This window comes from Brevibacterium pigmentatum, assembly GCF_011617465.1.
GTDB lineage: Bacteria > Actinomycetota > Actinomycetes > Actinomycetales > Brevibacteriaceae > Brevibacterium > Brevibacterium pigmentatum.
Genome location: NZ_CP050153.1, coordinates 1,714,485 through 1,735,170, shown reverse-complemented (window position 1 = coordinate 1,735,170; position 20,686 = coordinate 1,714,485). Strand labels below are relative to the sequence as shown.

The following is a 20,686-nucleotide window of genomic DNA, read 5'->3' as shown; positions in this document are numbered from 1 at the left end:
GGTTGTGGAGGTGGTGTGTCGCAGGTGTTGCTCACAGGAACATGACGAGGGCGATGACGATGAGGGCCAGGGCGAAGAATGCGGCGACGCCGAGGACGATATAGGGCATCTTCGAGGGCTCTTCGCCCATGAGGATCTGTCCGTCCTGCCCGGTCACCGAGCTGGCGCGGATGCGTGAACCGGGAGGGTTCACGGTCTCTTCGTCTTCGTAGTCGGCATTCGGCAGCGACCAGGCTTCGGGCACCGCGTCCATCGGACGGGTCTCCGGGTTTGCGGCCAAGGCGCGTGCCGCGTCATCCGAGCCTGCTTCACCGGTCGATTCGTCGGCGCCTGCGGCGGCAGAGCCGGAGTGGGCCTCGTCCGCAGGACCGGAATCCGGTGTCTGCTGACCACGGGAGTCCCTCTTTCGGGCCTCGTCGACCTCGGGGCTCTGCGCCGAGGCTGCGGTGACGACTCGGACTCCGGACGTCGAGGGCGGCTGCACTATCGGCATCCGACGCGACCGCGAAGTGGATTCCGGTTCGGCCGCGGACTGGTCCGATGAGTCGGCGGTTTCGGGACCACCAACGGGCTCGCCCTTCTCAACCTGGTCGGCCGGCTCGTTCTTCTCAGCCTGATCAGCGGGCTTGTCCGCCTGGCCCGTATCAGCGGTTTCGTCCTTCCCGGCTCGGTCGGCGGGCTTGGCCGCGTCGGTTCCGAGTGCCGGAGCGTCTCCGTCGAGGGCCGAGTACGGCATCGACAGCGCATCATAGGGTTCGCTGTCCACAGTCGTCGGACGCGGTGCCGAGCTCGACGTGACGGGGGCTTCGAAGTCACGAGCGGCAACTTCTTCCGAGGCTCCACCGAAGCCGGCGGTGTCATAGGATTCGTGCTCGGTCTCGTCGGTCTTCGCATCCGATGTCGAATCGGTGGACGAGTCATCAGGAGGGGGCGCCGGAGATTCCGCTTCGACGGAATCTGATCCCGGCTCAGCGGATCCCGACTTCGTTTCCGCAGATCCTGATTCCGAGACTTCCGGAATCGGTCCGGTCAGTCGACCTTCGGCTGCGGCCTGGCGTTCGGCCAGTTCCTTCTCATCCGCGACGACCGGCAGTGCGCCGGTGGACAGATCGCCGTAGAGCGAGAGTCCGTGTTCACGGAGGTACCGCTTCTTCTCGGAACGAGTCTGGAAGTGCGGCAACGGGGCCCGCGTCGGGTCGAGACGATCCTCGGCCTGCACGGGCGGCCGCGACTCCTGCGGGTGGTCCGATGCCAGGGCACCACGTTCGTGGCTGGTCCGCTGCGAGGGTTCGGGGTCGATGCGCGAGGCGGTGTCATCGCTGCTCTCGGCGGCGGGTTTCGCATCGGGCTTCTTCGGGGGCAGCGGACTGAGGAGACCGGCGCGAGAGTTCGGAGCCTCCTTCGGCTGCTCAGGAACCTCTCGTGCTTCGAACGCCTGTTCCGCCGCCAGCCTCTCGGCTTCTCGCCGTGCTCGACGTGACGTGAACTGCTCCTCAGCCATTCTCACTCCTGTACAACTCGTATTTCGCGATGTACTGCACTACGCCGTCCGGTACGAGGTACCAGACGGGGGCACCATCCATCACCCGTTCTCTGCAATCCGTGGACGATATCGCCAGCGCAGGGATCTGCACGAGACTCAGCCGATCGACCGGCAGTCCCTCACCGTGAAGTTCGTGCCCGGGCCGACTGACCCCGACGAAGTGGGCCAGGGAAAACAGCTCATCCACATTCTTCCACGTCAAGATCTGAGCCAAAGCATCCGCGCCGGTGATGAAGAACAACTCGGTGTCCGGACCGTAGCTGCGGGCGAGGTCACGCAGCGTATCGATCGTGTAGGTCGGTCCCGGTCGGTCAACATCGGCTCGAGAGACGGTGAATCGCGGGTTCGATGCCGTTGCGATGACGGTCATCAGATACCGGTGCTCGGCACTGCTGACCTCTTCGACGTCCTTCTGATACGGCCGTCCCGTGGGGACGAATACCACCTCGTCGAGGTCGAAGGTCGCCTGAACCTCACTTGCCGCGACGAGGTGGCCGTTGTGGACGGGGTCGAAGGTACCGCCCATGACACCGACTCTGCGTCTGTGCTCTGCCATATCAGTGGCGGTGCGAGATGCCCTTCCACGATCGGGACACAACGCCCATCGTGATGAAGATCGCCAGGGTGATGAGGCCGTACCAGATCGGATCCATCGGCAGCTCGACGTGGGCTGCGTGTTCCCCGCCTTCGGCTGCGGCCATAATGGCTGCGTTCACGTCATTTCTCCTTACTCAGTGATCCGATGCGCGCAGAGCGCATCGGCGTCATTACCTTCTCAGTTTCTCATGAACGACCGGGGATTCCGGCATCGACATGACTTCTTACTGTTCCGATGTCTCACCAGGTCGGGCAGTGCGTGCCCTGAACGCGGAGCGTCGGAGTCGGTTGGGACTCAGGAATCGGACTCAGGAACGGACCTGACCGTTGCCCATCATCACCCACTTCGTGGTCGTCAGCTGCTCGAGCCCCATCGGTCCGCGAGCGTGCAGCTTCTGCGTGGAGATGCCCACCTCTGCGCCGAAGCCCAGCTCTCCCCCGTCGGTGAATCGTGTGGAGACGTTGACTCCGACCGCTGCGGCATCGATGGCGGTGACGAAGGTGTCCGCGTTGTCGAGGTCCTTCGTCACGATCACCTCGGTGTGGCCGGAGCTGTAGGCGCGGATATGGTCGATGGCCTCTTCGATCCCGGAGACGAGCTTGATGGCGATCTCCAGTCCCAGGTATTCCTTGGCCCAGTCGCGCCTGGACACTCGTCGGACCTTCATCCCTGCCGGTGCCAGTGCTGAGACATCGGAGTCGGCGTGGACGATGACTCCGGCACCGTCGAGGCGTTCGAGGATCTTCGGCAGCACACGCTTCGCGGCCTTCTCGTGGACAAGCAGCGTCTCCAGCGAGTTGCATACGCTGGGGCGGTGCGTCTTCGAGTTGAGGACGAGGTCGACGGCGGTCTTCACCGTCGCTGTCGAGTCGATGAACATGTGCACATTGCCCACACCGGTTTCGATGACGGGCACGATCGATTCCTGCACGACCATGTTGATGAGGTCGGCGCCGCCTCGGGGAATGAGCAGATCGACGTAGTCGCGGGCGTGCATGAGCACGTGCGCGCCTTCGCGTCCGTATTGGTCGATGCCGCTGATCGAGTCGGCCGGCAGGCCCGCCGATTCGACGGCCCTGCGGAGGACGGAGATGATCTCCGTGTTCGAGTTCTGTGCGGCCGAACCGCCGCGCAGGACCGAGGAGTTGCCGGATTTGAGTGCGAGGACGGCGATATCGACGGTGACGTTCGGACGAGCTTCGTAGATCGCGCCGATCACGCCCATCGGCACACGGTTCTGAGTGAGTCGGATGCCGTTGGGCAGGGTGCGTCCGACGACGACGTTGCCGACCGGGTCGGCGAGGTCGATGACGTCCTCGACGGAATCGGCGATCGCTGCGATGCGATCGGCGTCGAGGCGCAGACGGTCGAGCAGAGACTCGCTCATCCCGTTCTCGGTGCCGGCGGCGATGTCGGCGTCATTGGCTTTGACGATGCGGTCGGTGTTGCTGCGCAGAGCCTCGGCGATGGCCCCGAGTGCCGCATTCTTCTCCGCGGTCGAGGCCGTCGCCAACAGACTGGAGGTGGACTTCGCGTTGCGCACGATGCGAGTGACTCCGCGGACGGTCTTCGGGTGGATCTCGGCTGCTGCTGTCATGGGCTATCTCCCCCCGCTCACCTGTGTGAGAACGAGATCGTTTCGATGGATGACCTCTTTACGGTAGTCATTTCCCAGACGGGTGCCAAGTTCCTCGGTCGTGGAGCGGAACATCAGCGGCAGCTCGTCCGAGGAGAAGTTCGTCATTCCGCGCGCGATGACCGCGTCGTCGAGATTGCGGATCTCGACCGGGTCACCTGCTTCGAAGTTCCCGCTGCACGCAGTGACGCCGGCAGCGAGGAGTGAGGTTCCACGGGAGAGCACAGCGGTTTCGGCGCCTCTGTCGATCGTCACCGTTCCGAACGTCCGGGCAAGGTGCCGCAGCCACAGCAGGCGGGTGCCGCGTCGTTTGTGAGTGACCGCGAAGTAGGTGCCCACGGCCTCTCCCGACAGCGCCGAGGCGGCCTGCGGTGCCGAGGTCAGCACGGCCGGGATGCCCGAATCGGCGACCATGATGGCGGCGTCGACCTTCGTGGCCATTCCGCCGGTGCCGGTCCCTGCCGTTCCGACACCGCCGATGGCGAGGTCGTCGAGATCGCTGGGACCGTGGACCCGGTCGATCAGCCGGGAGCCGGGCAGGTCGGGAGGCCCGGAGTAGAGAGCGTCGACATCGGACAGCAGCACGAGCGCATCGGCGTGAGCCAAGTGGGCGACGAGCGCCGCCAATCGGTCGTTGTCACCGAAGCGGATCTCCTCAGTGGCCACGGCGTCGTTCTCGTTGACGACGGGCAGTGTGCCCAGGGCCAGGAGCTTGTCGATGGCACGCTGCGCGTTCTTGTACTGGGTGCGCCGGATCAGATCATCGGCGCTGAGCAGAACCTGACCGGGAACGAGATCGTAGCGTCCCAGAGCGCGCGTGTATGCGGCCATGAGCAGTCCCTGACCGACCCCAGCGGCTGCCTGCTGGCTGGCCAGATCACGGGGACGCTTCTTCAGCCCCATCGGCTCCAGCCCCGCCGCGATCGCTCCGGAGGATACGAGGATGACTTCGTGACCGGCCGACCGGTGAGCCCCGATGACATCGGTCAGGGCGATGAGTTTGGCCTCGTCGAGTCCGCCGTCGATCGTCGTCAGAGAGGACGAACCGACCTTGACGACGACACGGCGGGCGTGGGCGATGTCGTTACGCACGGACGCTGCGGAGGAGCCCGCCTGAACCGCGGCGCTCACTCCTCGTCGGCTCCCTCAGCAGACCGCGTCGCGGGCGCACCCTGGCTGCTCTCGCGGTGAGCGCGTTCGGCCAAGCGCTCCTGTTCGAACTCGGCCCGCGTCGCGGCCTTCGCGTCCATCTTCTCGTGATAGGCCGCCTTGCGCTCCTTGCGTGTGGCTCGCGCATCCTCGTCGAGTCGGGCGTCCGATCCGCGGGAGCCCAGCAGCTCGGCACCGCCGACGGTCGTGGGGTCCCAGTCGAAGACGACACCGTCGTCTCCGCCGACGACGATCGTGTCACCGGGTTTGGCACCGGCCTTGAACAGCGCCTCTTCGACGCCGAGGTGTTCGAGCCGGTCGGCCAGGTAGCCGACTGCTTCGTCGTTGCCGAAGTCCGTCTGCTGCACCCATCGCCGAGGCTTGTCGCCGAGCACACGGAAGAGCGGTCCGTCGGAGGATCGTTCGGAACGGACTTCGAAGCCGCGATCGTCGACGGCCTTCGGACGGATGACGATGCGCTGCGGTGTCGCTTCGAGCTCGGCGCGACGTTCCCGTTCGGCGAGCACGAGTTCGGCCATGGCGAACGAGAGCTCCCGGAGACCGGCATGGCTGACGGCTGAGATCTCGAAGACCCGGTAGCCCGCGGCCTCGAGGTCGGGACGGACGATATCGGCGAGATCTCGGCCGTCGGGAATATCGACCTTGTTCAGCGCCACGAGCTTCGGGCGATCGGAGAGCGGCAGGAGTCCGCTGCCGTCATCGAGGTCGACGGCATAGGCGGCGAGCTCGGATTCGATGATCGTGAGGTCGGAGACGGGATCGCGTCCGGGCTCCCAGGTGGCCATGTCGATGACATGGACGAGACCGGCGCAGCGTTCGACGTGGCGGAGGAACTCGAGGCCGAGTCCCTTGCCCTCCGATGCGCCGGGAATGAGTCCCGGAACATCAGCGACCGTGTAGCGCGTGTCCCCGGCCTGGACGACCCCGAGGTTGGGCACGAGCGTCGTGAACGGGTAGTCGGCGATCTTCGGCTTCGCGGCAGAAAGCGCGGCAATGAGGCTTGATTTGCCCGCCGATGGGTAACCCACGAGGGCGATATCGGCGATCGTCTTGAGTTCGAGGACGAGGCTGAGGCTCTGCCCTGGCTCCCCGAGGAGCGCGAAGCCGGGGGCCTTGCGCTTCGTCGATGCCAGCGCGGCATTGCCGAGTCCGCCGCGGCCTCCGGCAGCGGCGGTGAACTCGGTACCGTCCTCGATGAGGTCGGCGATGACATCGCCGTTGGTGTTCTTCACGACCGTGCCTTCGGGCACGGCGACGATGAGGTCTCGTCCATCGGCGCCGTGCCGCAGATCGCCCTTGCCGATTCCCCCGTCGTCGGCACGCACATGCGGACGGTGATGGAGAGGAAGCAGCGTCGTGGTCTGACGGTCGACGCGGAAGATGATGTTCCCGCCGTTGCCGCCGTCGGCGCCGTCGGGACCGCCGAGCGGTTTGAACTTCTCACGCCTGATCGAGGCACACCCGTTCCCACCTGCGCCTGCGGCGAGGTGAACGGTGACACGGTCTACGAACTCGGTGGCCATAATGTCCTTATATCAGATGAAGGGTGAGTCGTTCGACTCACCCTTCATGCTCCCTCGTTCAGGGAGAGATCATATTGACGACGGAACGGATCCGGAAAGGATCAGGCTCCGACGATGTTGACGATCTTGCGACCGTTGCGGGTGCCGAATTCCACGGCGCCGGCAGTCAGAGCGAAGAGGGTATCGTCTCCTCCACGGCCGACATTGGCTCCGGGATGGAACTTGGTTCCGCGCTGGCGGACGATGATCTCGCCGGCCTTGACGGCCTGGCCGCCGAAGCGCTTCACGCCGAGGTACTGTGGGTTCGAGTCGCGACCGTTGCGGGTCGAGCTGACTCCCTTTTTGCTTGCCATGTGAGAAGTCTCCTCTTACTTGATGTTCGTGATCTTCAGACGGGTGAGGTCCTGGCGGTGGCCCTGACGCTTCTTGTACCCGGTCTTATTCTTGTACTTCTGGATCACAATCTTGGGACCGCGGAGTTCACCGGCGACCTCAGCGCTGACCGAGACCTTCGCCAGAGCGTCGGCATCGGTCGTGACCGTCTCACCGTCGACAAGAAGTACGGCATCGAGTTCGACGCTGTCTCCAGCCTTCGCCTTCATTCGGTTGACTGTGATGATGTCGCCGACGCTCACCTTTTCCTGGTGGCCTCCGGCGCGGACGATGGCGTAGACCATGGTCGAACCCTCTTTCTGTTGAAAACAAACGAACGGCGGTTGTCCCTTGGCTGCCGCAGAACGGATCCTGCAGACATCCCATTGAGAGGAATCACCAGCCGTGGTGCTTCACGCGCACCGACGATCAATTCTAGTCGAGAGAACACACCATCGGCAAACCCATCTCCCATGTTCGGCGGCCGACCTGCAGATTGTGAGCCATCTCTCGTTCACCTCCGGAGAATGCGAGCTCCCCAGCGCGCCCGCTCAGCTCTCGCGCGACTCCGCGATGCGTTCGTGCCGACGGATGACCTCGGCGACGATGAACGCCAGGAACTTCTCCGCGAACTCGGGATCCAGGTGGGACTCCTCGGCGAGTTCCCGCAGCCGGGCGACCTGCCGGGCCTCCCGGGACTCATCGGCTGGAGGCAGACCATGGTCGGCTTTGAGCTCGCCGACGCGTTCGGTGAGTTTGAAGCGCTCGGCCAGAAGATGGACGAGGGAGGCATCGATGTTGTCGATGCTGCCCCGCAGCTCCTGCAGCCGTTCGACTGCGCGTGTTCTGTCGTCTCTGTTCTCATCCACGCACCCAGTCTAGCGATGCTCGAACACACCTGTGCGCCGCGTCCGAATGGCCGCGGCGCACAGTGTTCCTTGATAGTGGCTGTCCCCCCTCACCTCGAAGAGGAGGTTGAGACTCAGGCGGGCTCTTCGACCGGGACAGCGTCGGCGGTGTCCGGATCGTTGAGGGTGCCTGCCTTGCGGTCGGCGAGGTACTTCTTCATCTCCTTCTTGACGACCGGCATGAGCATGTAGAGGCCGAGGATGTTGATGAAGGCACACATGAACAGGGCCGCATCGGCGAATTCGACGACCTTCGAGAAGGTGGCGACACAGCCGATGACGACGAAGACGCAGACCAGGGTGCGGAATACGGTGACGCTTGCCTTCGCCCGGCCGAATAGGAAGCCCCAGGCCTGTTCTCCGTAGTAAGCCCAGGTGATGAGGGTGGAGAACGCGAAGAGCGCGACCGCGACAGCCAGGAGGATCGGGTACCAGGATGCGACGGTGGAGAACGCATCGGAAGCGAGTGCGACGCCGCCGATCTCACCCTCGCCGAGGTCATTGCGGTACGAGGCCTGGTTGGCCACGATGATCGTCAGTGCGGTCATGGTGCACACGATCACGGTATCGATGAAGGGCTCGAGGAGTGCGACGAATCCCTCCGAGATCGGGCGCCGCGTCTTGACCGCGGAGTGGGCGATCGGAGCCGAGCCGATGCCGGCCTCGTTGGAGAACGCCGAACGTTGGAACCCGATGATCATGACGCCGACGATGCCGCCGGCCACACCCTGCGGGTTGAACGCACCGGCGAAGATCTCACCGATGGCGGCCGGGATGTTCGAGAAGTTGAGTCCGAGGACGAGGAGACAGGACACGACGTAGAAGATGGCCATTCCGGGAACGAGCTTGTCGGTGACCTTCGCGATCGAGCGGATTCCCCCGAGGATCACCAGGGCGACGAGGGCGGCGAAGATGAGTCCGAAGATGAGTGAGGCGAAGGGGCCGGCGAGGAGTCCGTCGTCTCCGCCGGTGGCTGTGCGCACCTGAGCGAAGGTCTGGTTCGCCTGGAACATTCCGCCGCCGACGACGCCGAAGATGAGGATGGCGATCGCGAAGAGCCCGGTGAGAACAGATGCCACCGGCTTGCCGAAACGGCGGAAGGCCACGGGCAGGTATTTGAACGGCCCGCCATGGACGACACCGTTCTCGTCGATCTCACGGTATTTCACACCGAGCGTGCATTCGACGAACTTCGTGCACATGCCGAGCAGTCCGGCGACGATCATCCAGAAGGTGGCGCCGGGACCGCCGAGCGCGATAGCCACGCCGACACCCGCAATATTGCCCAGCCCCACGGTTCCCGACAGGGCGGACGCCAGGGCCTGGAAGTGGGTGACTTCGCCCGGGTCGGACTTCGAGGAGAACTTGCCGCGGATGATCTCGAGCGACAGCTTCACTCCGCGGGCCTGTATGACTCCGAAGTAGACGGTGAAGGCCAGTGCCGCGAAGATCAGCCACAGGACGACGAACGGAAACGAGAGCTCGCCGATGGTGATCGGGAAGAAGATGATGCTGCCGAACCACGTCGCGATCGGATCGAACCAGGAATTGATGGCATCGTCGACCGGAGAGACCGGCGCGGCTGTGATGTGAAGACTATTCATAGTGTGACAACCTACTGAGACTTGAGTCACATTCAAGCGTTCCACGTTATGGGACCTTTTCAGTTATCGAACCGTTATCAAACAGGACGTTCGAGGGGGATTTGAGATCGGCGTCTCATTACCTGACCTAGACTGGGGGCATGACTCAGAACCCTCAGCAGCCAGGTCAGCAGCCGAATCGCTCATCGAATCCGAACCTTGATCGCGGCCCGGTCCCCAGCGGTGATCCGAGCACTCATATCCAGACCGGCCACAGTCAGCCCGCGTCCTATCCCGGCGCCGAGGCGGTGACGAATCCCAATGGTCACTATGGTTCGCAGGGCGCACAGTCCGGGGCGATCGGCGGTTCGGGATCGACGACCCAGTATGGTCCGCCTGCCGGTGCTCAGGCGAACACCGGTGCCCCGCCGCACCACGGTGAGGGCACCCCTCTGCCCCCGGCACCACAGAGTCGTCGTACCACCAGGCAGAGTTCCGGTTCGGGTCCGAGGCCGAACACCGGTTCTGGGCCCGCCCCGTCGCAGGCACCCGACAACGGCCCCCGACGCACCGCTGCACAGTCGCAGCACTCCTCCCCTGGCTCCCCCGGTCCCGGTCGGCCGAACTCTGCCCCCACACGCATCGTCTCCCCCGATGGCGAGCAGGCCCGAGAGAAGCCGGCAGGCGGAGTCTCGGGCTACTTCGCCACCGTCGGTGCCATCGTCCTGCTGCTCCTCGCGGTGCTCCTCGGAATCGTCGGCTTCGTCATGACGTTCGCCCAGGTCGTCGTCGGCGTCGTTCTCATCATCGTCGCCGTTCTGTCCTTCATCGCATCGATGTTCCTGTTCAAGGGCTGCACCTCGGTGGCGCCCGGACACGCCGTCGTCCTCCAGCTCTACGGCAAATACGTCGGGACGGTCAGGCAGTCGGGTCTGCGGTTCGTCAACCCCTTCTACACGAAGGACCAGATCTCCACGCGCATCCGCAATCATGAGACCTCGACGCTGAAGGTCAACGACCTCGATGGCAATCCGATCGAGATCGGTGCCGTGGTCGTCTGGCAGGTCAGGGACACAGCGCAGGCGATGTTCGAGGTCGATGACTTCGAGGAGTTCGTCGCGATCCAGGCCGAGACCGCTGTTCGCCACATCGCGAACTCCTATGCCTACGATTCCTCGGATCCGCGCCGCATGTCGCTGCGTGACAATGCCGACGAGATCACCTCGCGACTCTCCGACGAGGTCGCAGCCCGAGTCATGGCAGCGGGAGTGACGATCATCGAATCGCGCATCACCCAATTGGCCTATGCTCCGGAGATCGCCCGTGCCATGCTCCAACGCCAGCAGGCCACTGCCGTCGTCGCTGCTCGCCAGCTCATCGTCGAAGGAGCCGTCGGCATGGTGGAGACGGCGATCGAGGAGATCGAAGGACGTCAGATCGTCAAGCTCGGACAGACCGAACGCAGCGACCTCGTGTCCAACCTGATGATCGTCCTCTGCGGTGATCAGGCGGCGCAGCCGACCATCAGCACCACCCGCAATCAGCAGTCGGCAGGCTGACCGACCGACCCGGGGACGGCCACAGACGACAGCGCCCCGCCGACGAATGACGTCGGCGGGGCGCTGTCGTATCTCAGCGAGGAATAGTGCTCAGTCCTCGCCGATGATGACGAACGAGGTCGGCAGCTGCCCCTGCTTGGGTTCAGGAGCCTTCTTCACCGGTTCGCTCTTCTTCGCCGGCGCCTTCGTGACCGGTTCGACGGCGGCGACCTTCGTCTCGCTGTCCGCTCCGATCATCAGCGGCAGATCCTTCGGCTCTTCGGCGGTCGGCTTCGTTTCGGCTGCAGGTTTCTGCTCCGTTGCCGACGTCGGCTCGTCGCTGCTCGGCTTCTCCGAGTTCGACTTCTCTGCGACTGGCTTCTCGCCCGGAGTCTCCGTCTGCGCATCGTCTCTGCGATTCGAGCGCGAACGGCGGCGCCCATTGCGCGAACGCGATCGGGACTTTCCGCTCTCGTCGCTGTTCGCCGCGTCATCGGTCTGAGACTGAGCGTCGGACTTCGACTCGGTCGGTTCCGCGTCGTCCTTCTTCAGAGTGGCCTTCGCGATCGCGGCAACGGCCGACCGGGAGGCGTCCGACGATACGGGCTCCTCCGTGGTCTCGGGCTCGTTGTGCTTGGACTTCGAGCCGGAGTCACCACGGCGTTTGCGGTCACGGCGGTTGTCGTGGTTCGACGACCGGGTGCCGCGGTGTGCCTTCGACCCGTCTTCTTCCGACCCGGGCAGCAGCAGTCCCCTACCGGTGAGATCCTCACCGGCGCTGACGAGGGATTCGGCGAGTCCGGTGCCGATGCGCTTGCGAGTCAACTGCACGAGACCCAGCGAGGTCACCTCGGCGACCTGGTGCTTCGTCCGGTCGCGGCCGAGACATTCGACGAGGCGGCGCACCACGAGATCCCGGTTGGATTCGAGCACCATGTCGATGAAGTCGACGACGATGATTCCGCCGATGTCTCGCAGACGGATCTGGCGGATGACCTCTTCGGCGGCCTCGAGGTTGTTGCGGGTCACCGTCTCCTCGAGATTGCCTCCGGAGCCGGTGAACTTGCCGGTGTTGACGTCGACGACCGTCATCGCCTCGGTGCGGTCGATGACGAGCGAACCGCCCGAGGGCAGACTCACTGTGCGCTGGAGCGCCTTCTGAATCTGCTCTTCTATCCGGTAGTGGTTGAAGATGTCCTCGTCCTCGTTGTAGCTGTGGACGCGGTCGAGCAGGTCCGGGGCAACCGATTCGACGTATTCGTGGATCGTGTTCCATGCTCCGTCGCCGTCGATGACGAGCGAACTGAAGTCCTCGTTGAAGACATCGCGGATGATGCGCACGATCATGTCGGGCTCGCTGTAGAGCAGCTGCGGTGCCAGCACCTTCGTCGACTTCGACTTCTTCTCGATCGTCTCCCACCGCTTGGCCAGACGTTCGACGTCGCGCGACAGATCGGTGTCAGTGGCGCCCTCGGCTGCGGTGCGCACGATGACGCCGTTCGAGTCGCCGACGAGCTGCTTGAGCAGCTTCTTCAGGCGTGCCCGTTCGTTATCGGGCAGCTTCCGCGAGATACCGGTCATCGAATTGCCGGGCACGTAGACGAGGAAGCGGCCGGGCAGTGAGATCTGGCTGGTCAGGCGGGCGCCCTTGTGCCCGATCGGATCCTTCGTCACCTGCACGAGCACGGCATCGCCGGGACTCAGCGCGGTTTCGATGCGGCGCGCTTTGCCGTCCATGCCGAGTGCGTCCCAATTGACTTCACCGGCGTAGAGCACAGCATTGCGTCCCTTGCCGATGTCGATGAAGGCCGCTTCCATGCTCGGCAGCACGTTCTGGACCTTGCCCAGGTACACGTTGCCGATGAGCGAGGCCTGCTGGCGGTTCTCCTTGAGGTAGTGCTCGACGGCGATTCCGTCTTCGACGACGACGAGCTGTGTCTGGTCGCCGCTTTCACGCACGAGCATGGTGCGGTCGACGGATTCACGCCGGGCGAGGAATTCCGCCTCGGTGATGATGGGACGACGGCGTCCGGCTTCGCGGCCTTCCTTGCGACGCTGGCGCTTGGCCTCGAGGCGGGTCGAACCCTTGAGCGAGGTGACTTCGTCGCGGTCGGTGCTGCGGGTACGCGACCGGCGACGGCGGCGACGGCGTGAACCGCTGTCGGTATCGTCGTCACCGTCATCCGAATCCGAATCATCGGAGTTCTTGTGGCCGGACTCCTTATGGTCCGAATCAGCATGCGAGTCGTCAGAGTCCGAATCGGAGCTCTGCTTCGAACCGCGGTTGTTCGATCGCGATCCTCGCTTCGAGGCCTTCGAGCTCTGGCCCTCGGCGGCATCCGAGGAGTCGTCCTCGAAGTCCTTCGAGTCGTCGCTGGAGGCGGAGGACTCCTCGTGGGAGTCGTCGCGGTTGCGCGAGCGACGACCGCGACCGCCCCGGCGACGACGCGGGCCGTTCGAGCTCTCGTCCTCGTCGCTGTCGTTCTGCCTGTTCTCCTGCGAGGACGAGGTGTCGTCGTCGGAGTCGTGGGAGTCGTCCCAGTCGTCGTCGGAGTCATCCTCGATCGTGACGACCTCGGCGTGCTCGGCCTTCGGCACCTGGAAGATCAGGCCACCGTCGTAGGGCACGGCCGGGGCGGTGCGAGGTTCGGGTGCGGCGGCCGCCGGAGCGGGCGCGGCGAAGGGATTGCGCGGGTCGAAGCTCGGCGCCGTCTGCGCAGTCGTCGGCGCGTCATCGGAGTCGTCGGAATCAGTGTCGTCGCCGTCGGAGTCATCGTTGTCATCGGCGTTGACGTTCGAATCTCCGCGGACGAACTCCTCGAAGACAAGACCCCGGTTGGCGACGGCATCGCGTGCGGATTTCGGGCTGTCTCGACGCGGAGCCGGTTCGTCTTCCGCGTCGTCGCTGTCATCGGCATCGCCGATGCGCTGCGACTCGGCCGCCTCGGCGATGTCGTCCAGGCGTGCGCGCACGCTGTCGTCGACATCCTCGTGGTCGGCGTTCTTGGCGTTGACCGATTGCTGCAGATTCGCGAGGTCCGCGAGAATGCCTTCGGTCGGATCTGTCGACTCTGTACCGTCGGTATCGTTCATCGTATCTCCCAGTCCGAAGACGCCGTCCACACCGTACGGATCTTCGGATCCTTGCATGGTCCGCAATGGACCGAAACCTGTGGATGGCACATCAGGCTCGCGCTCAGCGCGTAGGCCTTCCGTGCTGCCTCATCTTGTTGTCGACCTGCGAGGTCGTACCCTCGACTCGGTGGAGGCACTTCTCCTGTTCGGTGTGAGAACAGGTATCCGTCTCCCCATTATGTCACAGAAGTGCCTTGTCTCTGGGGATTCATGTGGTGCGGGGTTTGCCGCGCGGGACGCGGCCAGGCATTCTTGAGGAGTGAACACCGCACTGACTCACTCCGATGACCTCGAAACCGCCGATACCGCCTCGTCGTGGGTGCTCAGATCGGCACCGTTCGGGATCTTCCTCATCGTCGCCTCCGTCATCGGCTTCCTCGCCTCGTTCTCTCTGTCGGCGGAGAAGTACGAGAAGCTGGCGAATCCGAACGTCGTGCTCTCCTGCGATCTCAACCCGTTCTTCTCCTGCGGTTCGGTTATGGAGCACGCCGAAGCAGAGCTCCTGGGCTTTCCCAATCAGCTCATGGGCATCGCGGCCTTCGTCTTCCCGTTGCTGCTCGGTGTGCTCATCCTGTCCGGAACCCGCCTGCCCCGTTGGGTGATGGTGGGCCTGAACATCGGTTTGGCCTGCGGCGTCGCGTTGGTGATGTTCCTGTTCTACATCTCGATCTACAAGATCGGCGTCGGCTGCCCGTGGTGCATCATCGTGTGGACCGTGACGATTCCGATGTTCATGGCCGTCACCGCCCGCAATCTGCTCACCGGAGCCTTCGGCCGTCGAGCCGCCGACAATGCCGTGCTGAGAGTTCTGGCCAAGGAGAACATCGCCCTGTCCGTGCTGTGGATGCTCATCATCTTCGCGTGCATCGTCGTGCAGTTCTGGGCGTTCTTCTCCAACTTGCTCTGACTTTGTGACCATGACGACGTTGTGAATGCAGTGAGGGCGCCCCACCACATGGTGGGGCGCCCTCACTGCTTCCACCGGCACGGCGCGGTCATCGGCCGTGCGCAATCTGCAGGTGGTCGTCAGCCTTCGGCCGGGTACCAGATACCGATCTCACGTTCGGCTGATTCGGTGGAATCGGATCCGTGCACGAGGTTCTTCTGCACCTTCTCACCCCAGTCGCGACCGAGGTCGCCGCGGATCGTGCCCGGAGCCGCAGCCGTCGGGTCGGTGGCGCCGGCCAGGGACCGGAAGCCGGGGATGACGCCCTGTCCGGAGGCGATGATCGAGACGATCGGTCCTTCGGACATGAAGTCGACCAGCGGCTGGTAGAAGGGCTTGCCTTCGTGTTCGGCGTAGTGGGCTGCCAGTTCGGCGGCGGTGGCCGAACGGAGGTCCAGGGCGTCGATTGCATAGCCCTTGGCTTCGATTCGGGCCACGATCTGTCCGACGAGTCCGCGAGCGACTCCGTCGGGCTTGATGAGAATGAGCGTACGTTCCATTCCGGTCCTTCCAATTGCGTGTGGACGTCGGTTTACAGTCTACCCGGACGCCGAGGCGGTCCCGCCCCGGCGATGAAGAGGTTCAGTCGCGCGCGGCGACCTCACGATCGATGCGAGCCGACCAGTAGACGGCGACGGCCCACAGGGCGATGAAGAGCGCTGCGACGAAGAACATCGAGGTGAGCACGAACCCGGACGCCAGCAGCAGCGCCTGCACGACCCAGCCGATGATCACTCCGGGACGTTTCTGGCCGATCCGACGGGGCAGCAGGAGGACCGCGACGATCGCCAGCACGGCGACGACCGAGGCTCCGATGAGCAGCTGTGTCAGGGTCAGGGTCTGTGCTGACTTCACTGACAGGCCGAAGGTCGTGAGCACGGCGAAGTAGACGACGACGAGTTCGCAGATGAGGATCGATCCGCACAGCACGGGGTACTTCGACTTCATCGCTCCTCCCCTCGTCCGAGCAGCAGGCGGGCTTCGGCCACGGTGTAGATGGAACCGGTGACGACGATTCCCGGACTCTTCGCATCGACGCTGTTGGCCAGGTCGATGGCCTTCATCAGGGCGGCATTGAGGTCGGAGGCGACGAGGACGGAATCCTCGTCGACCCACTCCCTGGCCGCCTCGGCGAGGTCGTCGACCGGCAGCGCACGGGAGTTGAGGTTCTCGCTGACGACGAACACATCGGCGCTGCGGTGAAGCTCTTCGATGACTCCGTCGGCGTCCTTGTCCGCCAGCATCGCCAGCACCATGACGACATAGTCGAAGTCGAACGCCTCGGTGAGGGTCTCGGCGAGCACATGCGCGGCATCCGGGTTGTGTGCGCCGTCGACGACGACGCTGGGCCCGGTGCGCACGAGTTCGGCGCGGCCCGGTGAGGTCACACGTGCCAGCCCCTCGGCCACAGTCTCCTGGTTGAGCGGCTTGTCTTCGGCACCGAGGAAGGCTTCGGCCGCGACGATCGCAACGGCGGCGTTATGGGCCTGGTGGACTCCGTGCAGAGGCAGGAACAGGTCGGAGTAGACGTCTCGCCGCCCCTGAACGGTGATGAGCTGACCATCGACGGCCCGCTGCCGGTCGAGGAGGCGGAAGTCGCGTTCCTCGGTGGCCAGCGGAACCTCTCGGCGAGCAGCCTCCTCGTCGAGGACCGCCTGGGCGGCTTCGTCCTGGACGGCAGATACGGCGACGGGTTCCGGGGCCGGACTCTCCTCGACGCTGCGGTCGAGGATTCCGGCCTTCGTCGCGGCGATCTCCTCGATGGTGTCGCCGAGGAACGCCTGATGGTCGAGGCCGATCTTCGTAAACACGCACACCTGAGCATCGGCGACGTTCGTCGAATCCCAAGCGCCGCCCATGCCGACTTCCGTCACGACGACATCGACAGGGGCATCGGCGAACACGGCGAAGGCCAGGACGGTCAGTGCCTCGAAGTAGGTCAGCTTGGCGCGGCCTTCGGCCTCGAGCTGGGCGTCGACGATCTCAAGATAAGGGGCGATCTCGTCATAGATGCGCACGAAGGTGTGTGCGGACACGGGTGCCCCGCCCACCGAGATCCGTTCGGTCACCGAGTGCAGGTGAGGGCTGGTGAACCTGCCGACGCGGAGCTCGTGGGCGGTGATGAGCGAATCGATCATCCGCGCCGTCGAGGTCTTCCCATTCGTGCCCGTGATCGTGATCGTCGGGGCCGCGGTATGGATGTCGCCGAGGACCTCGCACGCTCGCCGGGTCGCGTCGAGGCGCAGTTCGATCTGTGTCTCCCCCGCCCGGGCCAGCAGCCGGGCGTAGACGCGGGCGAGTTCGGCACGTGTCGCCTCATCGACGACCGGTTCGGGCAGCGGTTCCGGGTCTGTCTCTTCCTCGATCTGGGGATCTTCGACAGCGGCCAGCAGCTCCTCAGCTTCGGCCACCGGATCCTCGGCTGGGGTGTTGTCGTCGCTCATGCCCGCTTCACCGCCAGACGGGTGCCGCCGGGCAGCTCCTCCGGGGTGAAGGCCTCGGCGTCGGCATCGGCTGTCCCGAAGGTCAGTGATGTCGTCAGGGTCTCACCGGCGATGAGGTCGGCGTGAGGCTCGAGCGCGGCGGTCACCTCGCTGCCGGCTTCGATGGTCACGGCGATCCGGTCGGAGATGTCGAGGTCGAGCTGCTTGCGGATGCCCTGGATGGCGCGAACGGCATCGCGGGCCATGCCTTCGGCCTCGAGTTCCGGTGTGACCCGAGTGTCGAGAGCGAGGAAGCCGGAGTCGAGGGCTGCGAGCTCCATACCGTCGGTGCCGGACTCGGCGACGGATTCGAGCGTGTATTCGCCTTCGACGAGTTCGATTCCGCCGCTGACCACGGTGCCGTCGGTGACGGACCAGTCGCCGGTCTTCGAGGCCTTGATGACCTGCTGGACCTGCTTGCCCAGACGGGGACCGGCGGCACGGGCGTTGACCACGAGATTCTGGGACAGGGAAAATCCGGCGGCTTCCGCCTCGGCGACATCGAGGACCTCGACGGACCGCACGTTGAGCTCATCGGCGATGATCTCGGTGAAATCGAAGCTCAGGTCCGTGTCGGTGGCGACGGTCAGCTGCGACAGCGGCAGGCGCACGCGCAGCTGATTGGCCTTGCGCACCGAGGAAGCCGTCGAGCAGATGTCTCGGGTGAGGTCCATTGCCGCAACGAGGTCGGCATCGGCGGGGAACGCGTCAGCGTCCGGGTAGTCGGCCAAGTGCACCGACCGTTCGCCAGTCAGCCCGCGGTAGATCTCTTCGACCGTGAACGGCAGCAGGGGTGCCGCCACCCGGCAGAATGCTTCCAGGCAGGTGAAGAACACGTCGAAGGACTCATGGGTGTCGGCGCCGCCGTCCCAGAACCGGCGGCGCGAGCGGCGCACGTACCAGTTCGTGAGCATGTCGAGGTAGCTGCGGACGAGCTCGCAGGCCGCCCAGATGTCCAGGCCGTCCATGGCCACGCCGAATTCGGTGATGAGGTCATGGGTCTTGGCCAGCAGGTAGCGGTCGAGGACCTGAGACGAGTCGTACCGGGTCTGCGCCTGGTATCCGGTCTTCTCACCAGCCGGACCGTCGGCGGCATTGGAGTAGGTGGCGAAGAACTGCCACGTGTTCCACAGCGGGAGCACGACCTGGCGGACACCGTCGCGGATGCCCTGTTCGGTGACGACGAGGTTGCCGCCGCGCAGGATCGACGAAGCCATGAGGAACCAGCGCATGGCATCCGAGCCGTCGCGGTTGAAGACCTCGTTGACATCGGGGTAGTTGCGCAGAGACTTCGACATCTTCTGCCCGTCGGAGCCCAGCACGATGCCGTGGGAGATGCAGTTGGTGAATGCGGGCCGGTCGAAGATCGCCGTGGCCAGCACGTGCAGCAGGTAGAACCAGCCGCGGGTCTGTCCCACGTATTCGACGATGAAGTCCGCCGGGAAGTGGTTGTCGAACCATTCGGAGTTCTCGAACGGGTAGTGCACCTGGGCGTAGCTCATCGATCCGGAGTCGAACCACACGTCGAAGATCTCCGGGATGCGCTGCATCACCGACTTTCCGGTCGGGTCGTCCGGGTTCGGGCGGGTCAGATCGTCGACCCACGGGCGGTGAAGATCGACTTCGCCGGAGTCATTGCGCGGCAGGCGGCCGAAGTCGGCTTCGATCTCGTCAAGCGACCCGTACACGTCGGTGCGCGGGTAAGCCGGGTCGGAGGAGATCCAGACGGGGATCGGCGAACCCCAGAAGCGGTTGCGCGAGATCGACCAGTCACGGGCGTTCTCGAGCCATTTGCCGAACTGTCCGTGCTTGACGTTGTCGGGCACCCAGTTGATCTGCTCGTTGAGTTCGACCATGCGGTCCTTGAACTCGGTGACGCGGACGAACCAGGAGGACACGGCACGGTAGATCAGCGGGTTCCGGCAGCGCCAGCAGTGCGGGTAGGAGTGTTCGTAGGATTCGTGGCGGACCAGCAGTGCGGAACGGCCGTCCATCGGCCCCGTGTGGTTGCGCAGGTCCTTGATGATCGCCTTGTTCGCGTCGAATACCTGCTCGCCGGCGTAGTCGGGGACGGTCGAGTCGAAGCGACCGGCGTCGTCGACGGGACGGGCAGCGGTGATTCCGAAGGAGTCGGTGAGCTCCTTGTCCTCTTCACCGAAGGCCGGCGACTGGTGGACGATTCCGGTGCCGTCTTCGACGGTGACGAAGTCGGCGGCGAGGATCGTGTGCATCCGCTCGCCGAATTCCTCCTGGCGTCCCTCGAAATAAGGGAACGGAGGTTCGTAGGCTGCACCGACGAGTTCGCTGCCGGGGAAGGTCCGCAGAACCTGCGGGTCTTCGCCGAGTTCACGTGCATAGGCGCCGAGGCGCGCCTCGGCGAGGATGAGGGTCTTGCCCTGGAGCTCCTCGGCCCCGTCCTCACCGGGCACCACGGCGACCAGGGGGATCTCTGGGTTGACGGCCACGGCCTGGTTCGACGGAACCGTCCACGGTGTCGTGGTCCAGATGAGGACCCACTCGTCGGAATCCTTGAGCTTGTAGCCGATGGTCACGGCCGGATCCTGACGCATCTTGTATACGTCGTCATCCATGCGCAGCTCATGGTTCGACAGCGGCGTTTCGTCCTTCCAGCAGTACGGGAGGACGCGGTAGCCCTCGTAGACCAGGCCCTTGTCCCAGAGCTGCTTGAACGCCCAGATGACGCTTTCCATGTATTCGACATTGAGCGTCTTGTAGTCGTTGTCGAAGTCGACCCAACGCCCCTGACGGGTCACATACTCTTCCCATTCCTGGGTGTAGCGCAGGACCGAGGAACGGCAGGCGTCGTTGAAGGCGGCCAGACCCATGCGGCCGATCTCGGACTTGTCGGTGATGCCCAGCTGACGCTCGGCCTCGAGCTCGGCCGGCAGGCCATGAGTGTCCCAGCCGAATCGCCGGTCGACCTTCTTGCCCCGCATGGTCTGGAAATGCGGAACGACGTCCTTGACGTAGCCGGTGAGCAGGTGACCGTAGTGGGGCAGGCCGTTGGCGAAGGGAGGGCCGTCGTAGAAGACGAACTCGTTCTCGCCGTTCTCGCCGGCGTCGCGCTGAGCGATCGAGGCTTTGAAGGTGTCGTCCTCCTGCCAGTAGCGCAGCACAGCGTCTTCGATGGCAGGGAAGTTCGGGGAACTGGAGAGTCCGAACGTCGAGGTCGAAACCTTGGGATAAAGAGGCTGAGTCATGAGCGTCCTTCTGGGTCACTGCGGTCACTG

General features: G+C 64.5%; 17 protein-coding genes. 2 read left to right on the top strand and 15 right to left on the bottom strand.

Translation table 11 applies throughout. From position 1 onward, the window contains the following. Window positions 1-31: 31 nt before the first annotated feature. The 10 genes from GUY30_RS07825 to GUY30_RS07780 form a co-directional block, all read right to left on the bottom strand. Window positions 32-1,501, bottom strand: coding sequence for a hypothetical protein (locus GUY30_RS07825; RefSeq protein ID WP_167195887.1), 1,470 nt, complete (start codon window positions 1,499-1,501; stop codon window positions 32-34). Next, entirely contained in the window at window positions 1,494-2,099 is a 606-nt protein-coding gene (gene nadD / locus GUY30_RS07820) for a nicotinate-nucleotide adenylyltransferase (RefSeq protein WP_167195884.1), read from the bottom strand. Before nadD ends, GUY30_RS07825 begins: the two co-directional genes overlap by 8 nt. 1 nt (window position 2,100) lies before the next feature. Continuing rightward, entirely contained in the window at window positions 2,101-2,259 is a 159-nt protein-coding gene (locus GUY30_RS07815; protein ID WP_167193005.1) for a hypothetical protein, read from the bottom strand. Window positions 2,260-2,448: 189 nt separating this feature from the next. After that, entirely contained in the window at window positions 2,449-3,738 is a 1,290-nt protein-coding gene (locus GUY30_RS07810; protein ID WP_167195881.1) for a glutamate-5-semialdehyde dehydrogenase, read from the bottom strand. A gap of 3 nt (window positions 3,739-3,741) precedes the next feature. Further along, window positions 3,742-4,908 (bottom strand): glutamate 5-kinase, encoded by a 1,167-nt coding sequence (gene proB / locus GUY30_RS07805; RefSeq protein WP_167195878.1) that lies wholly within the window; start codon window positions 4,906-4,908, stop codon window positions 3,742-3,744. After that, on the bottom strand, window positions 4,905-6,470 hold the full coding sequence (obgE, locus tag GUY30_RS07800; RefSeq protein WP_167195875.1) for a GTPase ObgE: 1,566 nt from the start codon (window positions 6,468-6,470) through the stop codon (window positions 4,905-4,907). Before obgE ends, proB begins: the two co-directional genes overlap by 4 nt. A gap of 101 nt (window positions 6,471-6,571) precedes the next feature. Further along, window positions 6,572-6,823: a 50S ribosomal protein L27 gene (gene rpmA / locus GUY30_RS07795; protein ID WP_025776788.1), complete on the bottom strand. Its 252-nt coding sequence runs from the start codon at window positions 6,821-6,823 to the stop codon at window positions 6,572-6,574. 15 nt (window positions 6,824-6,838) lie between these two features. After that, entirely contained in the window at window positions 6,839-7,147 is a 309-nt protein-coding gene (gene rplU / locus GUY30_RS07790; protein WP_167195872.1) for a 50S ribosomal protein L21, read from the bottom strand. 246 nt (window positions 7,148-7,393) lie between these two features. Continuing rightward, window positions 7,394-7,711, bottom strand: a complete 318-nt coding sequence (locus GUY30_RS07785) for a chorismate mutase (protein WP_167195869.1) — start codon at window positions 7,709-7,711, stop codon at window positions 7,394-7,396. 113 nt (window positions 7,712-7,824) lie between these two features. After that, complete coding sequence (locus GUY30_RS07780; RefSeq protein ID WP_167195866.1) at window positions 7,825-9,354, bottom strand: alanine/glycine:cation symporter family protein; 1,530 nt, start codon at window positions 9,352-9,354, stop codon at window positions 7,825-7,827. 140 nt (window positions 9,355-9,494) lie between these two features. Between GUY30_RS07780 and GUY30_RS07775 the strand changes: the two genes are divergently transcribed. Next, window positions 9,495-10,892, top strand: a complete 1,398-nt coding sequence (locus GUY30_RS07775; RefSeq protein WP_228281806.1) for an SPFH domain-containing protein — start codon at window positions 9,495-9,497, stop codon at window positions 10,890-10,892. Between the two features lie 90 nt (window positions 10,893-10,982). On the opposite strand, the gene GUY30_RS07770 is transcribed toward GUY30_RS07775, so the two are convergent. Beyond that, entirely contained in the window at window positions 10,983-13,964 is a 2,982-nt protein-coding gene (locus GUY30_RS07770; RefSeq protein ID WP_228281805.1) for an Rne/Rng family ribonuclease, read from the bottom strand. 301 nt (window positions 13,965-14,265) lie between these two features. On the opposite strand from GUY30_RS07770, the gene GUY30_RS07765 reads away from it, so the two are divergent. After that, window positions 14,266-14,913: a vitamin K epoxide reductase family protein gene (locus GUY30_RS07765; RefSeq protein WP_167195861.1), complete on the top strand. Its 648-nt coding sequence runs from the start codon at window positions 14,266-14,268 to the stop codon at window positions 14,911-14,913. A 119-nt stretch (window positions 14,914-15,032) separates the two neighbouring features. Here the strand turns inward: GUY30_RS07765 and ndk are convergent, their stop codons facing one another. The 4 genes from ndk to ileS form a co-directional block, all read right to left on the bottom strand. Then, window positions 15,033-15,452, bottom strand: a complete 420-nt coding sequence (gene ndk / locus GUY30_RS07760) for a nucleoside-diphosphate kinase (protein WP_039210750.1) — start codon at window positions 15,450-15,452, stop codon at window positions 15,033-15,035. A gap of 82 nt (window positions 15,453-15,534) precedes the next feature. Continuing rightward, entirely contained in the window at window positions 15,535-15,900 is a 366-nt protein-coding gene (locus GUY30_RS07755) for a DUF4233 domain-containing protein (RefSeq protein WP_167195857.1), read from the bottom strand. Further along, entirely contained in the window at window positions 15,897-17,396 is a 1,500-nt protein-coding gene (locus tag GUY30_RS07750) for a bifunctional folylpolyglutamate synthase/dihydrofolate synthase (protein ID WP_167195854.1), read from the bottom strand. The genes GUY30_RS07755 and GUY30_RS07750 overlap by 4 nt, the downstream gene beginning before the upstream one ends. Further along, a complete protein-coding gene (gene ileS, locus GUY30_RS07745; RefSeq protein ID WP_167195851.1) occupies window positions 17,393-20,656 on the bottom strand; it encodes an isoleucine--tRNA ligase in 3,264 nt (1,087 codons plus the stop codon). Before ileS ends, GUY30_RS07750 begins: the two co-directional genes overlap by 4 nt. Window positions 20,657-20,686 lie beyond the last annotated feature (30 nt).

Coding starts and splice junctions, on each gene's coding strand:
- rplU (WP_167195872.1), bottom strand. CDS start 7,147: ATGGTCTACGCCATCGTCCGCGCCGGAGGCCACCAGGAAAAGGTGAGC.
- ileS (WP_167195851.1), bottom strand. CDS start 20,656: ATGACTCAGCCTCTTTATCCCAAGGTTTCGACCTCGACGTTCGGACTC.
- GUY30_RS07780 (WP_167195866.1), bottom strand. CDS start 9,354: ATGAATAGTCTTCACATCACAGCCGCGCCGGTCTCTCCGGTCGACGAT.
- obgE (WP_167195875.1), bottom strand. CDS start 6,470: ATGGCCACCGAGTTCGTAGACCGTGTCACCGTTCACCTCGCCGCAGGC.
- GUY30_RS07755 (WP_167195857.1), bottom strand. CDS start 15,900: ATGAAGTCGAAGTACCCCGTGCTGTGCGGATCGATCCTCATCTGCGAA.
- ndk (WP_039210750.1), bottom strand. CDS start 15,452: ATGGAACGTACGCTCATTCTCATCAAGCCCGACGGAGTCGCTCGCGGA.
- GUY30_RS07825 (WP_167195887.1), bottom strand. CDS start 1,501: ATGGCTGAGGAGCAGTTCACGTCACGTCGAGCACGGCGAGAAGCCGAG.
- GUY30_RS07810 (WP_167195881.1), bottom strand. CDS start 3,738: ATGACAGCAGCAGCCGAGATCCACCCGAAGACCGTCCGCGGAGTCACT.
- GUY30_RS07770 (WP_228281805.1), bottom strand. CDS start 13,964: ATGAACGATACCGACGGTACAGAGTCGACAGATCCGACCGAAGGCATT.
- GUY30_RS07750 (WP_167195854.1), bottom strand. CDS start 17,396: ATGAGCGACGACAACACCCCAGCCGAGGATCCGGTGGCCGAAGCTGAG.
- nadD (WP_167195884.1), bottom strand. CDS start 2,099: ATGGCAGAGCACAGACGCAGAGTCGGTGTCATGGGCGGTACCTTCGAC.
- GUY30_RS07775 (WP_228281806.1), top strand. CDS start 9,495: ATGACTCAGAACCCTCAGCAGCCAGGTCAGCAGCCGAATCGCTCATCG.
- rpmA (WP_025776788.1), bottom strand. CDS start 6,823: ATGGCAAGCAAAAAGGGAGTCAGCTCGACCCGCAACGGTCGCGACTCG.